General features: G+C 56.1%; 19 protein-coding genes. 11 read left to right on the forward strand and 8 right to left on the reverse strand.

What is annotated here, in order from left to right:
- The first annotated feature begins 194 nt into the window (after positions 1–194).
- The gene (gene nuoM, locus ACLJPE_RS18295) at positions 195–1724 is read left to right on the forward strand and encodes an NADH-quinone oxidoreductase subunit M (protein ID WP_000926430.1); all 1530 of its coding nucleotides are present in this window, start codon (positions 195–197) and stop codon (positions 1722–1724) included.
- A 6-nt stretch (positions 1725–1730) separates the two neighbouring features.
- Positions 1731–3188 (forward strand): NADH-quinone oxidoreductase subunit NuoN, encoded by a 1458-nt coding sequence (gene nuoN, locus ACLJPE_RS18300; protein WP_000156669.1) that lies wholly within the window; start codon positions 1731–1733, stop codon positions 3186–3188.
- Between the two features lie 140 nt (positions 3189–3328).
- On the opposite strand, the gene ACLJPE_RS18305 is transcribed toward nuoN, so the two are convergent.
- Both ACLJPE_RS18305 and rbn read right to left on the reverse strand, forming a co-directional pair.
- Positions 3329–4333 carry a chemotaxis protein gene (locus ACLJPE_RS18305; protein ID WP_000368564.1) on the reverse strand — a complete coding sequence of 335 codons (1005 nt, stop codon included), beginning with the start codon at positions 4331–4333 and terminating at the stop codon, positions 3329–3331.
- Positions 4334–4398: 65 nt separating this feature from the next.
- On the reverse strand, positions 4399–5316 hold the full coding sequence (gene rbn, locus ACLJPE_RS18310) for a ribonuclease BN (protein ID WP_000419094.1): 918 nt from the start codon (positions 5314–5316) through the stop codon (positions 4399–4401).
- Positions 5317–5376: 60 nt separating this feature from the next.
- On the opposite strand from rbn, the gene ACLJPE_RS18315 reads away from it, so the two are divergent.
- The 9 genes from ACLJPE_RS18315 (at position 5377) to pmrD (ending at position 13659) form a co-directional block, all read left to right on the forward strand.
- Positions 5377–5838 (forward strand): GNAT family N-acetyltransferase, encoded by a 462-nt coding sequence (locus ACLJPE_RS18315; RefSeq protein WP_000568155.1) that lies wholly within the window; start codon positions 5377–5379, stop codon positions 5836–5838.
- A 54-nt stretch (positions 5839–5892) separates the two neighbouring features.
- Positions 5893–6198 carry a stress response protein ElaB gene (elaB, locus tag ACLJPE_RS18320; protein WP_001522308.1) on the forward strand — a complete coding sequence of 102 codons (306 nt, stop codon included), beginning with the start codon at positions 5893–5895 and terminating at the stop codon, positions 6196–6198.
- Positions 6199–6299: 101 nt separating this feature from the next.
- A complete protein-coding gene (gene menF, locus ACLJPE_RS18325) occupies positions 6300–7595 on the forward strand; it encodes an isochorismate synthase MenF (protein WP_000555675.1) in 1296 nt (431 codons plus the stop codon).
- 85 nt (positions 7596–7680) lie between these two features.
- Positions 7681–9351, forward strand: a complete 1671-nt coding sequence (gene menD / locus ACLJPE_RS18330; RefSeq protein WP_000116398.1) for a 2-succinyl-5-enolpyruvyl-6-hydroxy-3-cyclohexene-1-carboxylic-acid synthase — start codon at positions 7681–7683, stop codon at positions 9349–9351.
- On the forward strand, positions 9348–10106 hold the full coding sequence (gene menH / locus ACLJPE_RS18335) for a 2-succinyl-6-hydroxy-2,4-cyclohexadiene-1-carboxylate synthase (RefSeq protein ID WP_000979134.1): 759 nt from the start codon (positions 9348–9350) through the stop codon (positions 10104–10106). The genes menD and menH overlap by 4 nt, the downstream gene beginning before the upstream one ends.
- Positions 10107–10120: 14 nt before the next feature.
- Positions 10121–10978: a 1,4-dihydroxy-2-naphthoyl-CoA synthase gene (menB, locus tag ACLJPE_RS18340; protein WP_000640013.1), complete on the forward strand. Its 858-nt coding sequence runs from the start codon at positions 10121–10123 to the stop codon at positions 10976–10978.
- Positions 10978–11940, forward strand: coding sequence for an o-succinylbenzoate synthase (menC, locus tag ACLJPE_RS18345; RefSeq protein ID WP_001255555.1), 963 nt, complete (start codon positions 10978–10980; stop codon positions 11938–11940). The genes menB and menC overlap by 1 nt, the downstream gene beginning before the upstream one ends.
- Complete coding sequence (gene menE / locus ACLJPE_RS18350) at positions 11937–13304, forward strand: o-succinylbenzoate--CoA ligase (protein ID WP_023233018.1); 1368 nt, start codon at positions 11937–11939, stop codon at positions 13302–13304. Before menC ends, menE begins: the two co-directional genes overlap by 4 nt.
- A gap of 97 nt (positions 13305–13401) precedes the next feature.
- A complete protein-coding gene (gene pmrD, locus ACLJPE_RS18355; RefSeq protein WP_000455132.1) occupies positions 13402–13659 on the forward strand; it encodes a signal transduction protein PmrD in 258 nt (85 codons plus the stop codon).
- Here pmrD and arnF read toward each other — a convergent pair.
- The 6 genes from arnF to arnC are packed head-to-tail and all read right to left on the reverse strand — an operon-like array spanning position 13654 to position 19864.
- A complete protein-coding gene (arnF, locus tag ACLJPE_RS18360) occupies positions 13654–14031 on the reverse strand; it encodes a 4-amino-4-deoxy-L-arabinose-phosphoundecaprenol flippase subunit ArnF (RefSeq protein WP_000538694.1) in 378 nt (125 codons plus the stop codon). The two genes, pmrD and arnF, sit on opposite strands and share 6 nt — an antisense overlap.
- Positions 14031–14366: a 4-amino-4-deoxy-L-arabinose-phosphoundecaprenol flippase subunit ArnE gene (arnE, locus tag ACLJPE_RS18365; RefSeq protein ID WP_000580688.1), complete on the reverse strand. Its 336-nt coding sequence runs from the start codon at positions 14364–14366 to the stop codon at positions 14031–14033. Before arnE ends, arnF begins: the two co-directional genes overlap by 1 nt.
- Positions 14363–16009 carry a lipid IV(A) 4-amino-4-deoxy-L-arabinosyltransferase gene (arnT, locus tag ACLJPE_RS18370; protein ID WP_023233017.1) on the reverse strand — a complete coding sequence of 549 codons (1647 nt, stop codon included), beginning with the start codon at positions 16007–16009 and terminating at the stop codon, positions 14363–14365. Before arnT ends, arnE begins: the two co-directional genes overlap by 4 nt.
- Positions 16006–16905 carry a 4-deoxy-4-formamido-L-arabinose-phosphoundecaprenol deformylase gene (arnD, locus tag ACLJPE_RS18375; RefSeq protein ID WP_000169766.1) on the reverse strand — a complete coding sequence of 300 codons (900 nt, stop codon included), beginning with the start codon at positions 16903–16905 and terminating at the stop codon, positions 16006–16008. Before arnD ends, arnT begins: the two co-directional genes overlap by 4 nt.
- Positions 16902–18884 (reverse strand): bifunctional UDP-4-amino-4-deoxy-L-arabinose formyltransferase/UDP-glucuronic acid oxidase ArnA, encoded by a 1983-nt coding sequence (gene arnA, locus ACLJPE_RS18380; protein WP_039514283.1) that lies wholly within the window; start codon positions 18882–18884, stop codon positions 16902–16904. Before arnA ends, arnD begins: the two co-directional genes overlap by 4 nt.
- Positions 18881–19864, reverse strand: a complete 984-nt coding sequence (gene arnC / locus ACLJPE_RS18385) for an undecaprenyl-phosphate 4-deoxy-4-formamido-L-arabinose transferase (protein WP_000458893.1) — start codon at positions 19862–19864, stop codon at positions 18881–18883. Before arnC ends, arnA begins: the two co-directional genes overlap by 4 nt.
- Between the last annotated feature and the right edge of the window lies 1 nt (position 19865).

A 19865-nucleotide genomic window follows, 5' to 3' on the forward strand; every position in this document is an offset into this window, starting at 1 on the left:
GTCAGACCGAATCTCGCCAGTGCGGAGCAACCGGAGCGTACTGAAGTACGTGAGGATGATTCGCGAAGCTCACCCCTACGGGGCCGTCCTTACGGACGTTCAAAACGCGCTGCGTTTTGTGTGAGCACTGGCAGGATTCGGGCTGACGAGTGAGATAGCCTGAGCAGGAGTAAATATAAGGGACATACTTAGCTATGTTATTACCCTGGTTGATATTAATCCCCTTTATCGGCGGCTTTCTGTGCTGGCAGACCGAACGCTTTGGCGTGAAGGTGCCGCGCTGGATAGCGCTGATTACCATGGGGCTGACGCTGGCGCTCGGTCTGCAATTGTGGTTGCAGGGCGGCTACTCACTGACGCAATCCGCCGGTATTCCACAGTGGCAATCTGAATTTGTCCTGCCGTGGATCCCGCGTTTTGGCATCTCTATCCATCTGGCGCTCGACGGACTGTCGCTGCTAATGGTGGTGCTGACCGGCCTGCTCGGCGTTCTGGCGGTGCTTTGCTCCTGGCGAGAAATCGAAAAATATCAGGGCTTCTTCCACCTGAACCTGATGTGGATCTTAGGCGGCGTTATCGGCGTGTTCCTGGCTATCGACATGTTCCTGTTCTTCTTCTTCTGGGAAATGATGTTGGTGCCGATGTACTTCCTGATAGCGCTGTGGGGGCATAAAGCTTCTGACGGGAAAACGCGTATCACGGCGGCAACCAAGTTCTTCATTTATACCCAGGCGAGTGGTCTGGTGATGTTGATTGCCATCCTGGCGCTGGTCTTTGTGCACTACAACGCGACCGGCGTGTGGACTTTCAACTATGAAGAGCTGCTGAACACGCCGATGTCCCACGGTGTGGAATATCTGCTGATGCTGGGCTTCTTCATCGCCTTCGCGGTGAAAATGCCGGTGGTGCCGCTGCATGGCTGGCTGCCAGATGCGCACTCCCAGGCGCCGACCGCCGGTTCCGTCGACCTGGCCGGTATCTTGCTGAAAACCGCCGCTTACGGTCTGCTGCGTTTCTCCCTGCCATTGTTCCCGAACGCGTCGGCGGAGTTTGCGCCGATCGCCATGTGGCTGGGCGTTATCGGCATTTTCTACGGCGCGTGGATGGCCTTTACCCAATACGACATCAAGCGCCTGATTGCCTATACCTCCGTTTCGCATATGGGCTTCGTGCTGATCGCTATCTACACCGGCAGCCAACTGGCGTACCAGGGCGCGGTGATTCAGATGATTGCGCACGGTTTGTCCGCAGCCGGTCTGTTCATTCTGTGTGGCCAGTTGTACGAACGTCTGCATACGCGTGACATGCGTATGATGGGCGGCCTGTGGGGCAAGATGAAGTGGTTGCCTGCGCTCTCCATGTTCTTTGCGGTGGCGACGCTCGGGATGCCGGGCACCGGTAACTTTGTCGGCGAATTTATGATTCTGTTCGGCAGCTACCAGGTGGTGCCGGTGATTACCGTGATCTCCACCTTTGGGTTGGTATTCGCCTCTGTATACTCGCTGGCGATGCTGCATCGCGCTTACTTTGGTAAAGCGAAGAGCCAGATTGCCAGCCAGGAACTGCCAGGGATGTCGCTGCGCGAGCTGTTTATCATTCTGTTGCTGGTGGTGCTTCTGGTACTGCTTGGCTTCTATCCGCAGCCGATTCTGGATACCTCGCATTCTGCGATGAGCAACATCCAGCAGTGGTTTGTTAATTCTGTTACTACTACAAGGCCGTAAATCGCCATGACAATAACTCCACAACACCTGATTGCGCTGCTACCGCTGCTGATCGTCGGCTTGACGGTGGTGGTTGTGATGCTCTCCATTGCGTGGCGACGCAATCACTTCCTCAATGCCACGCTGTCGGTCATTGGGCTTAACGCTGCTCTGGTTTCGCTTTGGTTTGTCGGCCAGGCCGGGGCAATGGACGTCACGCCGCTGATGCGCGTTGACGGCTTTGCGATGCTCTACACCGGGCTGGTGCTGCTGGCGAGCCTCGCCACCTGCACCTTTGCCTACCCGTGGCTGGAAGGCTATAACGATAACCAGGAAGAGTTCTACCTGCTGGTGTTAATCGCCAGCCTGGGGGGAATTCTGCTGGCGAACGCCAACCACCTGGCGGCGCTGTTCCTCGGTATTGAACTGATCTCGCTGCCGCTGTTCGGCCTGATTGGTTATGCTTTCCGCCAGAAACGCTCGCTGGAAGCCAGTATCAAATACACCATCCTCTCCGCCGCCGCCTCGTCTTTCCTGCTGTTCGGGATGGCGCTGGTCTATGCGCAGTCCGGCAACCTGTCTTTCGAAGCGCTCGGTAAGAGCCTCGGCGATGGTATGCTGCACGAGCCGTTGCTGCTGGCGGGCTTTGGCCTGATGATTGTCGGTCTGGGCTTTAAACTCTCTCTGGTGCCGTTCCACCTGTGGACGCCAGACGTATACCAGGGCGCGCCTGCGCCGGTTTCCACCTTCCTGGCGACGGCGAGCAAAATCGCTATCTTCGGCGTGGTGATGCGTCTGTTCCTCTATGCGCCGGTAGGCGACAGCGAAGCGGTACGCGTGGTGCTGGGCATTATCGCCTTTGCCTCTATCATCTTTGGTAACCTGATGGCGCTGAGCCAGACCAACATCAAACGTCTGCTCGGTTACTCTTCTATCTCTCACCTCGGCTACTTGCTGGTGGCGCTGATTGCCCTGCAGAGCGGCGAGATGTCGATGGAAGCGGTTGGCGTTTACCTGGCCGGTTATCTGTTCAGCAGCCTCGGCGCGTTTGGCGTGGTCAGCCTGATGTCCAGCCCGTTCCGCGGCCCGGATGCCGATTCCCTGTACTCTTACCGTGGTCTGTTCTGGCACCGTCCGGTTCTTGCCGCGGTGATGACGGTGATGATGCTGTCGCTGGCAGGTATCCCGATGACGCTGGGCTTTATCGGCAAATTCTACGTGCTGGCGGTCGGCGTTCAGGCCAGTCTGTGGTGGCTGGTCGCCGCCGTGGTGGTGGGTTCCGCGATTGGTTTGTACTACTACCTTCGCGTTGCGGTGAGTCTCTACCTGCACGCGCCGCAGCAACCGGGACGCGACGCGCCGACAAACTGGCAGTACAGCGCAGGCGGGATCGTGGTGCTGATCTCCGCGTTGCTGGTGTTGGTACTGGGCGTCTGGCCGCAGCCGCTGATTAGCCTTGTGCAGTTAGCGACGCCGTTGATGTAAGCAATAAGTAAAAACGAAAAACCCGCTTCACGAAGCGGGTTTTTTATTATCTGATGTAATGCGTTGAAATAACTATGGATTGTAGGCCGGATAAGGCGCTTGCGCCGCCATCCGGCAGGTAAGGTCTCAGCGACCGGAATTTAACTTAGCAACTGCCGGCTTACCAACGGGCCGCTGACGTTTTGCGCCGCGCGCTCCATCACTTCCTGTATCACTGAAGAGAGTTCATTGATTTCAAATTTGGCGACGTAGCCGTCGGCCTTCACCTTACGCACATGATCTTCGTTGGCGCTGCCGGAAAGGGAAGAGTGAATAACGACCGGGATCTTTTTCAGCCGTTCATCGGTTTTAATTTTACGCGTTAACGTAAAGCCATCCATCTCCGGCATCTCAAGATCTGTCAGGACCAGCGCGATTTTCTCGCTAATTGGCTTACCTTCGGCCTCCGCTTCCTGCGCCAGTTGCTGGATTCTCTCCCATGCATCCTTGCCGGTCACATGCATCTGATGCGGAATTCCCATTGCGTTCAGCCCTTTTTCCAGCATCGCGCGGGCGACTTTGGAGTCTTCCGCCACAATGGCTACCGCGCCTGGGGTAATATAAAATTTATTGGTCTTCAGATTGGTGGCGCGCAGATCGTGGCTGGAGGGGACAATATCATAAAGGATCTGCTCAACGTCGAGCACCAGCGCCAGGTTGTTGGTTTCTTTGTTGTCATCCAGGCAGGCAATACTGGTGATGTAGCGACCGTTGACGGCTTTCTCGGCGGTATGCACCTGCTGCCAGTCAAGACGCATAATATTTTCTACCGACTCGACGGCAAATGCCTGTACGCTGCGCGCATATTCGGTGATCAGCAAAATATTCAGCCCGGTTTCCGGCTTGCAGCCCGCTACCGCTGGCAAATCAATCACCGGAATGACCTGATCCCGAATATTGACCATGCCCAATAGCGGCGCTTTCATGCCTGCCGGGCGCGTAAAGGCGGGCATCGGTACGATTTCGCGCAGCTTAAATACATTGATGCCGAACAGCTCTGACTTCTGTTCATGCAGCGATGTACCAAGACGGAATAACAGCAGCTCAAAACGGTTTGACAGGGTTAAATTGGCCCTGTCATCAATATCTTTCTGAAAATTGTCCATCCTCACCTCATTATGAAAGCCTGCCTTTTTTAGTGTTATCGGCAATGAGGACAAAAAATGGAGCGCTAAACCGGGAAAACAGAAAAATCGTAAGCCAGCTCCGTCGCCGGGAAAATAGCGCGGCATTCCGCCAGTAAGCGCTGACAGCCTTTATCGTCATAGCGTGAGCTAATATGGGTCATGATCAGCCGACCGACGTCAGCTTCCCGCGCCAGCGTCGCGGTTTGGCGGGTGGAGCTGTGTCCGCGAGCGTTGGCTTTCTCCTCCATTGACGCATCCAGCGTGGTTTCATGTACCATCACATCCACACCTTGCGCCAGCGCGAGGGCGGCCTCGCAGGGCGCGGTATCGCCGAAAATCGCCACTGATTTCCCGGCCACGGCGGGAGCAAGGTAGTCGGCGCCATTGATCTGCCTTCCATCGGCAAGCGTGACGGTTTTTCCTGCCTTCAACGCCTGAAACAGCGGGCCGGGTGTAACGCCTGCGGCTTTTAACGCCCTGGCATTCAGCGCGCCAGGCTTGTCATGTTCAACAACGCGATATCCGTAGCACTCCAGTGGATGCTCCAGCCTGAACGCGGTCACTTTTCGCAGACCGTCGTCAAGAATATCGCCTGCGCTAATTTCTTCAATTTGCAACGGAAAATCGGTCCATGAACCGCTAAGGCGCAGTGTGGTTGCAATAAACTCACGCACGCCTTGAGGCCCGTATACGGTTAGCGGATGAGGATTCCCCGCCATCGACCGGCTGCATAGCAGACCCGGCAGGCCAAACAGATGATCTCCGTGAAGATGGCTGATAAAAATGCGCTCAAGCTTACCGGGATGAAACGCGGTATTAAGCATTTGATGCTGTGTCCCTTCGCCGCAATCAAAAAGCCATACTCCCGGCTGCGTTGGATGTTGCAGATGTAATAAAATTGCCGTTACATTGCGTGAGCGCGTGGGAACGCCTGCGGACGTACCTAAAAAAATTAATTCCATCTTGTCCATACACGTTTGGTTATCGTTTAACCCAAGATTACCACAACACAGGAGCGCATCATGATTGACTGGCAGGATCTCCACCATAGCGAACTTACCGTTCCTCAACTTTACGCGTTACTCAAATTGCGCTGCGCGGTCTTTGTGGTAGAACAGCGCTGTCCTTACCTGGATGTGGATGGCGATGATTTAGTCGGCGACAATCGGCATATTCTGGGCTGGCATCAGGATGAGCTGGTGGCGTATGCGAGGATTCTGAAAAGCGATAACGAATCAGACCCGGTTGTTATTGGCCGGGTGATCGTCAGCGATGCCTGGCGAGGGGCGAAACTGGGCCAGCAATTAATGGCGAAAACGCTGGAATCTTGTGGGCGGCACTGGCCGGATAAGCCGCTATATCTGGGGGCGCAGGCGCATCTGCAACCTTTTTATGCGCGGTTTGGTTTTATTCCGGTCACCGATGTTTATGACGAAGATGGCATTCCGCACCGGGGAATGGCGCGGGAGGTTCATCAGGCATAAACCGAAACCGTTGACTATAGTTAGGAGCAGGTGTTAACACAACGGAGAATGAGAATGTCATATCAATTTGGTGAATCACGTGTTGATGATGATCTGACTTTGCTCAGCGAAACGCTGGAAGAGGTTTTACGTTCCTCAGGCGATCCCGCCGATCAAAAATACATTGAGCTGAAAGCCCGCGCGGAACAAGCGCTGGAAGAGGTGAAAAACCGCGTAAGCCACGCGTCGGATAGCTATTATTACCGGGCAAAGCAGGCCGTTTATAAAGCGGATGACTACGTTCATGAAAAACCCTGGCAGGGTATTGGCGTAGGCGCGGCGGTAGGACTGGTACTTGGACTGCTGCTGGCGCGGCGCTAAATCCCTCCCACTGAACAGAATTGCAACCCTCCCTAAATGAGGTACTGCTTTTTTAGGGCAGTACCCCGTATAATGTGGGGTTTTTAACAGGGAGGGTCCGCGTGCATTCTATTACTACTGCGCTGGAAAATCTGACGCGTCAGCTATCGCAAGAGATACCGGCGACGCCAGGGCTTTGCGTTTTCGATGCGCCTTTCCCTTTAAACGATGCCTTCGATGCATTGAGCTGGCTGGCCAGCCAGTCATCCTTTCCGCAATTCTACTGGCAACAGCGCAATGGCGACGAAGAAGCTGCCGTTCTCGGGGCAATCACCGTTTTTTCATCGCTCGATCTGGCGCAACGGTTTTTACGTCAGCACGCGCAGCCTGACCTGCGTATTTGGGGGCTGAATGCGTTCGAGCCGAAAGAGGGCTACTTATTGCTGCCGCGGCTGGAGTGGCGACGTAGCGGTGGTACGGCGACCTTACGCTTACATCTGCACAGTGACGTTTCGCTACGCGATGATGCGCGCCAGGCGAAAGCGTTTCTCGCTTCTCTGGTCGGTATTAAGCCTGTTCCGGCGCTGCGCCTTTCGCTCACGAGCGAACAGCACTGGCCGGACAAAGACGGTTGGGTGAAGCTGATTCAGCAGGCCACCCACACCATTGCGCAAGAGGCGTTTGATAAAGTTGTGCTGGCGCGGGCCACCGACTTACAATTCTCCCGTCCGGTCAATGCCGCCGCGATGATGGCGTCCAGTCGTCGTTTAAATCTCAACTGCTACCACTTTTTTATGGCCTTTTCCGCCGATACCGCCTTTCTGGGATCATCGCCGGAGCGGCTCTGGCGGCGGCGTGAAACGGCGCTACGTACCGAAGCGCTGGCCGGGACGGTGGCGAACCATCCGGATAACCATAAAGCCTGGCAGCTTGGCGAATGGTTAATGAAAGACGATAAAAACCAGCGAGAAAATATGCTGGTTGTCGAAGACATCTGCCAGCGACTGCAAAACTGCACCCACTCGCTGGATGTGCTGCCGCCGCAGGTGCTCAGACTGCGCAAGGTACAGCATTTGCGCCGCTGTATCTGGACGGCGCTTAATCAGGCGGACGACACGCTCTGCCTGCACCAGTTACAGCCTACCGCAGCGGTCGCGGGGATCCCTCGTGAACCCGCGCGTTGTTTTATAGAACAACATGAGCCGTTCGAACGTGAATGGTATGCCGGGTCGGCAGGCTATCTCTCCACGCGGCAAAGTGAGTTTTGCGTGACGTTACGTTCAGCCAAAGTGACGGCCAATGTGGTGCGATTGTATGCCGGCGCGGGAATCGTCCGCGGCTCCGATCCGGAACAGGAATGGCAGGAAATAGATAATAAAGCGGCCGGGTTACGTACCTTATTGCAGATGGATGTGTAATGAGTCACATATTCCCGACCCATATCAATAATCCATTTTTGCAGCTCTTTATACTTAGTCCCAATGATTGATACCGGACAAACTCATGTCAGTAAGTGCATTTAACCGGCGCTGGGCGGCGGTCATCCTGGAAGCCTTAACCCGTCATGGCGTCAGGCATGTTTGTATCGCCCCTGGTTCCCGTTCCACGCCGCTCACGTTGGCGGCGGCAGAGAATCCTGCTTTTATTCACCATACGCACTTTGATGAGCGTGGGCTTGGTCATCTGGCGTTAGGGCTGGCGAAAGTCAGCCAACAGCCGGTTGCCGTTATTGTCACTTCAGGTACCGCCGTGGCGAACCTCTATCCGGCCTTGATTGAGGCGGGGCTGACGGGCGAGAAGCTTATTTTACTTACCGCCGATCGCCCGCCGGAGCTGATTGACTGCGGCGCCAACCAGGCGATCCGTCAGGCGGGGATGTTTTCCTCGCACCCCTCCCAAACTCTGTCGTTGCCGCGTCCCACGCAGGATATTCCGGCGCGCTGGCTGGTGTCGACCATCGATAATGCGCTCGCCATGCTTCATGCGGGCGCTCTGCACATTAACTGTCCTTTTGCCGAACCGCTGTATGGCGATATGAATGACACCGGCCTGGTCTGGCAGCAGCGTCTCGGCGACTGGTGGCAGGATGAAAAACCCTGGCTGCGCGAAGCGCGTCGACTGGCAAGCGACAAACAGCGCGACTGGTTCTTCTGGCGACAAAAACGCGGCGTCGTCGTCGCCGGGCGTATGAGCGCGGAAGAAGGCAAAAAAGTGGCGCAGTGGGCGCAAACTCTGGGATGGCCATTAATTGGCGACGTATTGTCGCAAACCGGGCAGCCGCTGCCGTGCGCCGACCTGTGGCTCGGCAACGCCAAAGCGGTGACCGAACTGCAGCAGGCGCAAATTGTCGTCCAGCTTGGCAGTAGCCTTACCGGAAAACGCTTACTGCAATGGCAGGCAACCTGCGAGCCGGAAGAGTATTGGGTAATCGACAATATTGAAGGTCGTCTGGACCCGGCGCACCATCGTGGACGCAGACTGATAGCGAAAATCGCCGACTGGCTGGAGATGCATCCGGCGGAAAAACGTAAACCGTGGTGTGTAGAGATCCCGCGTCTGGCGGAACTGGCGTGGCAACGGGTGGTCGCGCAGCGAGACACCTTTGGCGAAGCACAGCTGGCGCACCGTATCCGCGACTATCTGCCGGAGCAGGGGCAATTGTTCGTGGGCAATAGTCTGGTGGTGCGTCTGATCGACGCGCTGTCGCAGTTGCCGGCTGGCTATCCGGTATACAGCAATCGCGGGGCGAGCGGCATTGACGGCCTGCTTTCCACAGCGGCGGGCGTGCAGCGCGCCAGCGCCAAATCGACGCTGGCTATCGTCGGCGATTTATCCGCGCTGTACGATCTTAACGCGCTGGCGTTACTACGTCAGGTATCCGCGCCGTTTGTGTTGATTGTGGTCAACAATAACGGCGGGCAGATCTTTTCCCTGCTGCCGACGCCGCAAAGCAAACGTGAGCGCTTTTATTTGATGCCGCAAAACGTCCATTTTGACCATGCGGCCGCCATGTTTAACCTGCGCTATCATCGCCCGGAAAACTGGGAAGAACTGGAGTCTGCGCTGGCTGGCGCGTGGCGAACCCCGGCGACGACGGTGATTGAGCTGGTGGTAAACGATACGGACGGCGCGCAGACGTTGCAGCAACTTTTGGCTCAGGTAAGCCATCTATGATGTTGCACGCGCAGCACATGCCCGGACAGCCTGGGGCGCCCTCGCTGGTTTTCCTGCACGGTTTTTCTGGCGATTGCCGTGAATGGCAGCCGGTTGGCGAACAGTTTCACGGCTGTTCGCGGCTCTATATTGACTTACCGGGACATGGCGGATCTGCGGCTATTCCGGTCGGCGGATTTGCCGATGTCATCAGATTACTGCGCGCTACGTTAATTAGTTACAACATACTAAAGTTCTGGTTGGTGGGATACTCTCTTGGAGGCCGGGTGGCGATGATGGCAGCCTGCCAGGGAATACCAGGCCTGTGCGGCCTGGTGGTCGAAGGCGGTCATCCGGGGCTGCAAAATGAACAGGCGCGCGCTGAAAGACGATTGTCCGACGGGCGCTGGGCAGAGCGTTTTCGTCGTGAACCCCTGACTGAGGTTTTTCACGACTGGTATCAGCAGCCGGTGTTCGCCTCGCTGACGGCGCAGCAAAGGCAGGCGCTGACGGCGCTGCGTAGCCAGAATAACGGCGAAACGCTGGCTGCGATGCTGGAGGCGACATCGCTTGCCGCCCAGCCGGATTTACGCGAGGCGCTCAACGCGCTGGCATTTCCGTTTTATTATTTATGTGGCGAACGCGACAGCAAATTCCGCGCCCTGGCGCAGGAAGTGGCGGCGACATGCCATGTTATTCGTAACGCCGGACACAACGCGCATCGGGAAAACCCCGCTGGCGTGGTAGACAGTCTGGCTCAGATTCTGCGTCTCTGACTAAAGGACACACTATGATCTATCCTGATGAAACAATGCTTTACGCACCGGTAGAATGGCACGACTGCTCGGAGGGTTACACCGACATTCGTTATGAAAAATCCACCGACGGTATTGCAAAAATCACTATTAATCGTCCGCAGGTGCGCAATGCATTTCGTCCGTTGACCGTCAAAGAGATGATTCAGGCGCTGGCGGATGCCCGTTACGACGACAACGTGGGCGTGATTATTCTGACCGGCGAAGGCGATAAAGCGTTTTGCGCGGGCGGCGACCAGAAGGTGCGCGGCGATTACGGCGGTTATCAGGATGACTCCGGCGTGCATCACCTGAACGTGCTGGATTTCCAGCGCCAGATTCGCACCTGTCCAAAACCGGTTGTCGCGATGGTCGCGGGGTATTCCATCGGCGGTGGTCATGTGCTGCACATGATGTGCGACCTGACCATCGCGGCGGAAAACGCCATCTTCGGCCAGACCGGTCCGAAAGTCGGCTCCTTTGACGGCGGCTGGGGCGCTTCATATATGGCGCGTATCGTTGGTCAGAAGAAAGCGCGTGAAATCTGGTTCCTGTGCCGCCAGTACGATGCGCAACAGGCGCTGGATATGGGCCTGGTCAACACCGTTGTGCCGCTGGCGGATCTGGAAAAAGAGACCGTGCGCTGGTGCCGCGAAATGTTGCAAAACAGTCCGATGGCGCTGCGTTGCCTGAAAGCGGCGCTGAATGCCGATTGTGACGGTCAGGCGGGTCTACAGGAGCTGGCGGGCAACGCTACCATGCTGTTCTACATGACCGAAGAAGGGCAGGAAGGCCGTAACGCCTTTAACCAGAAGCGTCAGCCTGACTTCAGCAAATTCAAACGGAACCCATAATGCGTAGCGCGCAGGTATACCGCTGGCAGATCCCCATGGACGCGGGGGTGGTTCTGCGCGACAGGCGGTTAAAAACTCGCGACGGGCTGTATGTTTGTCTGCGTGACGGCGAGCGTGAAGGGTGGGGAGAGATCTCTCCGCTGCCGGGGTTCAGTCAGGAAACGTGGGAAGAGGCGCAGACGGCGCTCCTGACATGGGTGAACGACTGGCTTCAGGGGAGCGAGGGATTACCGGAGATGCCTTCGGTCGCGTTTGGTGCAAGCTGCGCGCTGGCGGAACTGACTGGCGTCTTGCCGGAGGCGGCGGACTATCGCGCCGCGCCGTTATGCACTGGCGATCCTGACGATTTGGTGCTGCGGCTTGCCGATATGCCCGGTGAGAAAATCGCTAAGGTCAAAGTGGGTCTCTATGAAGCGGTACGTGACGGCATGGTGGTTAATTTGCTGCTGGAGGCGATCCCGGATCTGCATCTGCGTCTGGATGCGAATCGCGCCTGGACGCCGCTAAAAGCCCAACAGTTCGCAAAGTATGTTAATCCGGACTACCGCGCTCGTATCGCCTTTCTCGAAGAACCGTGTAAGGCGCGGGATGATTCCCGCGCCTTTGCCCGTGAAACCGGTATCGCGATTGCCTGGGACGAAAGTCTGCGCGAAGCGGATTTCACCTTTGAAGCCGAAGAGGGCGTCAAGGCTGTGGTTATCAAACCTACGCTGACCGGATCGCTTGATAAAGTGCGTGAGCAAGTCGCCGCCGCCCATGCGTTGGGACTGACGGCGGTCATCAGCTCTTCGATCGAGTCCAGCCTCGGCCTGACGCAACTGGCGCGGATTGCCGCCTGGTTGACGCCGGGAACGCTGCCTGGACTGGATACCTTGCATCTGATGCAGGCGCAACAGGTTCGCCCCTGGCCTGGTAGCGCGTTGCCTTGTCTGAAGCGTGATGAGCTGGAACGACTGTTATGACATTCACGGACTGGCCGTGGCGCCACTGGCGTCAGGTTCGCAGTCAGGCGCCCGCTCTGCGCCTGAACGATGAAGTGCTAAGCTGGCGCGCCCTCTGTGAGCGTATTGATGCGCTGGCGGATGGGTTTGCCGCGCAGGGCGTACGGGAGGGCGACGGTGTCCTGCTGCGCGCCGGGAATCAGCCGCGCACTCTGTTGGCATGGCTTGCGCTGATGCAGTGCGGCGCGCGGGTTCTGCCCGTCAACCCGCAGTTGCCCCAGACGTTGCTGGAGGCGCTGGTGCCGAAGTTAACGCTGCGTTTTGCGCTGACACTGGAAGGCGAAAACGTATTTTCCGGGTTAACCGCGTTGCAGATACAAAATAGCACAGCGGCGTATGCCGTGGCCTGGCAATCGCAGCGTCTGGTTTCCATGACGCTGACATCGGGTTCCACAGGATTGCCAAAAGCGGCTGTACATACGTGCCAGGCGCATCTTGCCAGCGCGCAGGGAGTGCTTTCGCTAATGCCGTTTGACCCTCAGGATGACTGGCTGCTATCGCTGCCGCTGTTTCATGTATCCGGGCAGGGTATTATGTGGCGTTGGCTCTTCGCCGGGGCGCGCATGACGGTACGCGATAAGCAACCGCTGGAGCAGATGCTGGCAGGGTGTACTCATGCTTCGCTGGTGCCGACGCAGCTATGGCGGCTGCTGGCGAATCGGGCGGCGGTGACGCTGAAAGCCGTTTTGCTCGGCGGCGCGGTGATTCCGGTTGAACTCACCGACCAGGCCAGCAAACAAGGGATTCGTTGCTGGTGCGGGTATGGGCTCACGGAGTTCGCGTCTACGGTATGCGCCAAAGAGGCCGATGGTTCGGATGATGTTGGCGCGCCGCTCCCCGGAAGAGAGATCAGGATCGTCGATAATGAAGTCTGGCTGCGCGCCGCCAGTATGGCGGAAGGTTACTGGCGTGATGGCAAACTGATCCCGCTGGTTAATGACGAGGGCTGGTTTGCCACGCGCGATCGCGGCGAGCTGAACCACGGCAGGCTAACCATCGCCGGGCGGCTGGACAACCTGTTCTTTAGCGGCGGCGAAGGCATTCAGCCGGAGGAAGTCGAACGCGTTATTAACGCGCATCCGCTGGTGCAACAAGCCTTCGTCGTGCCGGTAGAAGATAAAGAGTTTGGTCATCGTCCCGTTGCGGTTGTGGAGTATGCATCGCAGGCCGGAGACGTGAACCTCGCTGAATGGGTCCGTGATAAGCTGGCGCGTTTTCAACAGCCGGTTCGCTGGTTGACGCTGCCGTCAGAACTGAAAAACGGAGGGATTAAAATATCTCGCCGTGCGCTCCAGCAGTGGGTGTGTGAGAGCTGTAAAAATTAATGTTAGGTTAATATACAACCATTCCATCGCTATTGCCGTTTTGTTTATCCGTTGATGTGTAACGTGTTATGAACAATCAGCGTGAAACGGGGGCGCTATGGAATGGTTGGTTAAGAAATCGCATTATGTCAAAAAGAGGGCGTGCCATGTTCTGGTGCTGTGCGATAGCGGCGGTTCGCTAAAAATGATCGCCGAGGCGAATTCCATGATATTACTGAGTCCCGGCGATATCCTGTCGCCTTTACAGGATGCGCAGTATTGTATTAATCGGGAAAAACACCAGACCTTAAAAATCGTTGATGCACGCTGTTATTCCTGCGACGAATGGCAGCGGTTGACGCGCAAGCCTTCATGATCTGGCGGGCAGAAAAATCAGCATTACCCCCGCCATAATACACAATACGCCGAGCATCGCTTTTAGGCTGAAAGCGCCTTGCAAACCGGGTAACAGCATTGAGGCTACCCAGACAAGCACATAGCTGAGACTCAGTAGCGCATAGGCTTTGCTGAGCGCGAGCGTGTGTAATGTTTTCTGCCAGCAGAAGACGGAAACCAGATACCCCGCCAAACCGGCGAATAGCGCCAGGGTCGCGGCATTAAATGCGCCCAGTCCGGAAATAAACGCCAGTGGATGCGCTATCGATGGCAGCCGCATCATGGCGAATCCTAAACTCAACTGGGCGAGGGAGGCAATCGCAACGCTTATCAGTCCCCACATTACGCCCATTATGCCGCACTCCCCAGAATGATAATGCCGCTGATAATCAATGCGACGCCCAACCAGTGGCGGGGCGGAACCTGTTCATGCCAGATTTTCCATGCCGCCAACGTGACCCAGACAAAATTCAGACTCAACATCGGGTAAGCAATTCCCACCGGCAGGGTTTGTAGCACCAGCAGCCACAGCACCATCGCTGCACCCATGCATATCAGCGCCAGGCCCAGCCACAGCATCAGGTGGCGGCGGCGTCCGCCTGTCGTCAATGGCCGTGTCGCTTGCTTCTGGCAGAGCTGACCGCCAACGCTGAGCAGACTGGCAAGCACCAGAACGACGCCGATCATTTAGGCCGATACTGAATTAACACCAGACGCCCCTGATAATCAATATTGTCCGCAGGGGGAAGGGAAAGAGCGCTGATGTCTTCATCTTTGGCTATTGAAAGTACTAGCGTAATAATGCCCTCCTGACGATGCTGGTTGAGCCAGGCGTTAAAATCGTCGGCTTTAACGAATTTATCCTGCACATCAGGATAGCTAAGACCATACCTGAGTTCGCCCGCGTGTCCGTAGAGCATAATATCGTCTCGTTTCAGACTCCAGGCCAGCCCGGCGGCGACGCCCACGTTGTCGACAAGAATATAGCGGCTTGATGCCAAAGGCGCCTGGGTCATTTCGACAAAAAACTGTGGCTGTTTGGACTCCATCACCCTGTCGGGGACGGAAAAGCCGAACAGCAGCGCCAGTCCCAGCGGACAAAACGCGGGTAATAGGTATTTTTGGCTATGACAGAGGCTATACCAGCCCACAAACGCCCAAACAGTAAAGACGCCCCAGACGCAAAAAACTTTATAGGTTTCGATATGCGTCCACACCGGCGATTTCAGCGGGCCCCATGAGGAGACGACAAACGCTGCGACGATCCCGACTAACCCGAACACCAGGTTGATCCCGCCGTTGACACGTAGCGCGGCGACGCCTTCTTTTACGTTATGCAGGACGAAGCGCGCCATGAGTATCGCTATCGGTGCGAAACAGGAAAGAACATAGGTAGGCAGTTTCCCTTTCGCAATGCTGAAAAAGAGAAGCGGCATGATCGTCCATCCGAGCAAATAGAATGCGCCGTTTCGCTCGCGCCAGCCTAGTTTAAGCGCGCCAGGCAGTAACCCCAGCCACGGTAAACTTCCCGCGATCAGTACCGGCAGATAGTACCAGAAAGGGGCCTTATGCTGGGCATCGCTCATGGCGAATCGCTGGATATGCTCCACCCAGAAAAAGTAATGCCAGAAATCGGCTTCGCGTCGCGCAATGGCGATCGCCCAGGGAAGGACAACCACAAAGCAGCTCAAGACCGCCAGCCAGCCGTAAAGCAAAAAGTCCTTCCAGCGTTTCTGAACAATGACCCACGGCAACACGCTCACCACCGGTACGGCCAGGGCGAGGAAGCCTTTAGTTAATACACCCAGACCGCAGGTTGCGCCCAGTAGCAAAAACATCCCAATCTTGCCCATTCGGGTCGTGGCCTGCATCCCCTGCCAGAAACAACACATCCCGGCCGTAAGCCAAAGGGCGATCATCGGGTCGAGTACCGCATACGTCCCGATACTGTAAACGGCAAAGAGGGAGAGAAATATAACGGAGGCGAGCAACGCAGTACGTTTATCCCGCCATAAGCGGAACGTCAGCCACGCCACCAGCGTTGCGGCCAGCAATGTCGTTAAAATAGCGCCGGCCCGCACGCCAAAATTGGTAGCGCCAAAAAGCCACTGACCCAGACTGTTTATCCAGTAACCGGCTATCGGTTTTTCGAAATAACGTAATCCCAGAAAATGCGGCACGATCCAGTCGCCAGACGCCAGCATCTCCCGACTTATTTCGGCATAGCGCGTTTCGTCCGGCTGCCAGAGCAGGCGGCTATTGACAGGAATAACATAGTAGAGCGCGATAAATGCGGCGAAAGCCAGATAATAGCGTATCGATTTCATCATGAGGCGCTCGCGGCCTGTTGACACCCCAGCCAACCTTCACGGCCAGGGATGTGTCCACGTACAATTTGCCCCAACGGCAGAGACTCAGGCGATGTCGGCAGCAGTTCGCCCAGAGGACAAAAGGTGATCCCCGCGTCACGTGCACGAACGAGCAAATCTTCAAACAGCGGCTGATGGACAATACCTTCGACTTCCGCATGGATGGTATATACCGGCGTGCCTTTGTCCTGCAACATACGGGAGATAATCCAGGTATTGAACGACTGCGCCTGAACGGCGGGGCCGATAACCTCATCCCACGTGGGTAAGGTGACCGGGATTTGCGGCGTCCCGGTCTGGCCCGGCATCAGTAGCGGACGGAATAAGGTGGTTCCACGGCAATCGCTGTTATACCTCAGGTTGAACGGTTCTTTCGCACGAACAACGCGCCCATCCGCTCGCCAGCCGGCTGCGGCTGAGCAGGTGACGGGTTTTCCGATAATGGCCTCAAGCGCCGTTATGCCGCGCGCAATATCTTCTTCAAGCTGGCGGATACTCCAGTGGCCGCTGTGAGTCTGCCACGCATGGTGATCCCAGGCATGTAGTCCCGTCTCATGGTATGTTGCCGTTTCACGAATAATCCCGGCATTGGCGTTGCCGATATTTTTTCCCGGCCAGGCGGTACCGGCCAGCAGGATATCCCAGCCGTAGAGCGAGGCGGCGTTTGAACGTAGCATTTTCCATAAAAATCGCGGTCTTATCAGACGCCAAAGATGGCGTCCCATATTGTCCGGCCCGACGCTGAAGAAAAAGCTGGCCTGAACGCCGTGGCGATGCAATGTCGCCAGCAGCCGGGGAACACCTTCACGCGTTCCTCGCAAGGTATCAACATCAATGCGTAAACCGACTTTCGTCATGATGCGCGTTCCGCGACATCTACGCTGCGCAGGAAGAAGTCCAGCGTTTCTTCAACCGTATCACGCATCGCAATAGACGGTTCCCAGCCCAGACAGCGCCTGGCATTGTCGATACTGGGTTTCCGGTGTGCGACATCCTGATAACCCTTGCCGTAATAACTACGGCTTTCGACGACCTGGAAACCGGCAAACGGTGGGAAATGGCAGCGCAGCGGATGCTTATCAAAACTGTCGAGCAACAGCGTCGCCAGTTCCTGAATACTGGCTTCGTTGTCAGGGTTGCCGATATTAATGATTTTGCCATCGCACCGATCGCCATCATTCACAATAATGCGGAATAATGCTTCGATCCCATCGCGAATATCGGTGAAACAGCGCTTCTGCTGACCGCCGTCGATAAGCTTTATCGGCGTCCCTTCTACCAGGTTCAGAATCAACTGCGTTATCGCGCGTGAACTGCCGATACGCGCCGCGTTCAGGCTATCCAGCCGCGGCCCCATCCAGTTAAAGGGACGGAAAAGCGTGAAGCGCAATCCCTCTTTTTCGCCATAAGCCCAAATCACCCGATCGAGAAGCTGTTTGGAAACGGAGTAAATCCAGCGTGGCTTATTCACCGGCCCGACGATCAGATTCGATTTGTCCTCGTCAAAAGAGGCGTCCGTACACATGCCGTACACTTCAGAGGTAGACGGGAAAACCACGCGTTTACGGTATTTCACGCAATAACGGATAATCCGCAGGTTTTCTTCAAAATCAAGTTCAAAGACGCGCAGCGGGTTGCGGGTGTATTCAATCGGGGTAGCAATCGCTACCAGCGGCAGTACGACATCGCATTTTTTGACATGATATTCGATCCATTCTGAGTGGATGCTGATATCTCCCTCCACGAAATGAAAGCGAGGGTGGAGCAGGAACCGGCTAATGGCGTTGCTGCCGATATCCATACCGTAGACCTCGTAATTCTCTTCATTCAGTAACCGTTCGGTCAAATGATTGCCGATAAAACCGTTGACGCCGAGGATGAGAACGCGAATGCGACGTTTACCGCTGGTCGCTGGTGGACGGTTCAAACGCGCGCCCGCCATCAGACCAAGCGTCTGTGCAAGCTGCGAGCCCTGTACAGTAATACCGTCTCCGGCCTGGCCGGTAATAATCTCCAGCGCGCCATCGGCGCAGGCGACCCGCAGCGGAGAGACCGAAATTACCGAGCCGGGAAGCGCGCCCTGCGCATCCGGACAAATTCGGGAAGACCAGATAGTGAATCTTTGCGAGCCGTTATAGCTGAACGCGCCGGGCCAGGGGGCGGCTACCGCCCGCACCAGGTTATGCACCGTGGAAACCGGTTTGTGCCAGTCAATAAGGCCATCTTCCGGCCTGCGGCGACCATAATATGTAGCGTCAGACTCACGCTGAGGAACAGAAGGTATATCGCCGCATTTCATGGTGGGCAGGATGCTATTAAGCAACTGGCGCGCGGCCTGACATAGCTTATGATGCAGGGTAAGCGCAACATCGTCCTGCGCAATAGCGACGCGTTGACTGGCGACAATCTCTCCGGCGTCGGCACGTTTGACCATACGATGTAGCGTTACGCCCGTTTCGCTTTCGCCGTTAACCAGAACCCAGTTTAGCGGCGCACGGCCACGATAGGCAGGCAATAGAGAACCGTGCAGATTGAACGCGCCAGCCGGGGCGAGGTGCAGAATTTCTTCGCTTAACAGGTTACGGTAATAGAACGAAAAAATAATATCCGGCGCAAGTTCAGCGATGCGGTCGACCCAGATAGGATGATTTACGTTATCCGGCGCATAAACCGGAATACCTAATTCTGCCGCCAGCCGGGAGACGGAGCCAAAAAAGGTGTTTTCCGCAGGATTATCGGCATGAGTGAAAATCGCGGCAATCTCATACCCGGCATCCAGTACGGCTTGCACGCCCTGACATCCCATATCGTGATAGGCAAAAATAACGGCTTTCATTGGTGACTTTCCTCAGTAAACGGCGTGCTTTCCGGGTAGATAACTTGTTGAACAAAATAGCGGGGGCGGGCGCGGACATCGTTATAAATGCGACCAATGTATTCGCCCAGCAGTCCCATACCGATGAATTGCGCGCCGATGAAGGTAAACAGAACGGCAAAGAGCATAAATACGCCTTCCGCCGCCCACTGCGGTCCCAGCGCCAGGCGAAGTACAATAAGCAATACCGACAGGCTAAACCCGCCGATGGCGATAACGCTGCCCAGCAGGCTCAACAGGCGCAGCGGCGTCGTCGTCAGACAGGTCACCAGGTCATACATCAGGTTAATGAGACGCATAAAACTGTATTTAGAGTCGCCAAATTCACGTTCAGCGTGATGCACCGGGATTTCGGTAGCCCGACGAGCGAAAATGTTGGCCAGAATAGGGATAAAGGTGCTGCGTTCATGGCAGCGCAACATGGTATCGATAATAGGGCGGCGATAGGCGCGTAACATGCAGCCGTAATCGCCCATCGCTTTGCCCGTTGTGCGCTGGATCAGCAGATTAATGATTTTTGACGCCGATTTGCGAAACAGGCTGTCCTGTCGGTTCTGTCGCACGGTGCCTACCACATCGAACCCTTCATCGGCTTTCGCCACCAGGCGCGGGATCTCTTCCGGCGGGTTTTGCAGATCGGCATCCAGCGTAATGATAAGATCGCCGCTTACATGGCTAAACCCCGCCATAATCGCTGCATGTTGACCGTAGTTACGGTTGAGTAAAATAGAGATGATATGGCTATCGGCCTCCTGGGACGCCTTAACCATCAGCTCCGCCGAGCTATCGCTGCTACCATCATCTATCAATAAAATCTCCCACGCTTTGCCCAGACTCTCGCAGGCGGTGGTGGTGCGTCTTATCAATTCCGGCAGGCTTTCCTGTTCGTTATAGACAGGAATAACCACCGAGACTTTTTTTATGGGGGCGGCGTCAAACATG

Origin of the sequence: Salmonella sp. SAL04196 (assembly GCF_046550835.1) — a bacterium.
Lineage (GTDB): Bacteria > Pseudomonadota > Gammaproteobacteria > Enterobacterales > Enterobacteriaceae > Salmonella > Salmonella enterica.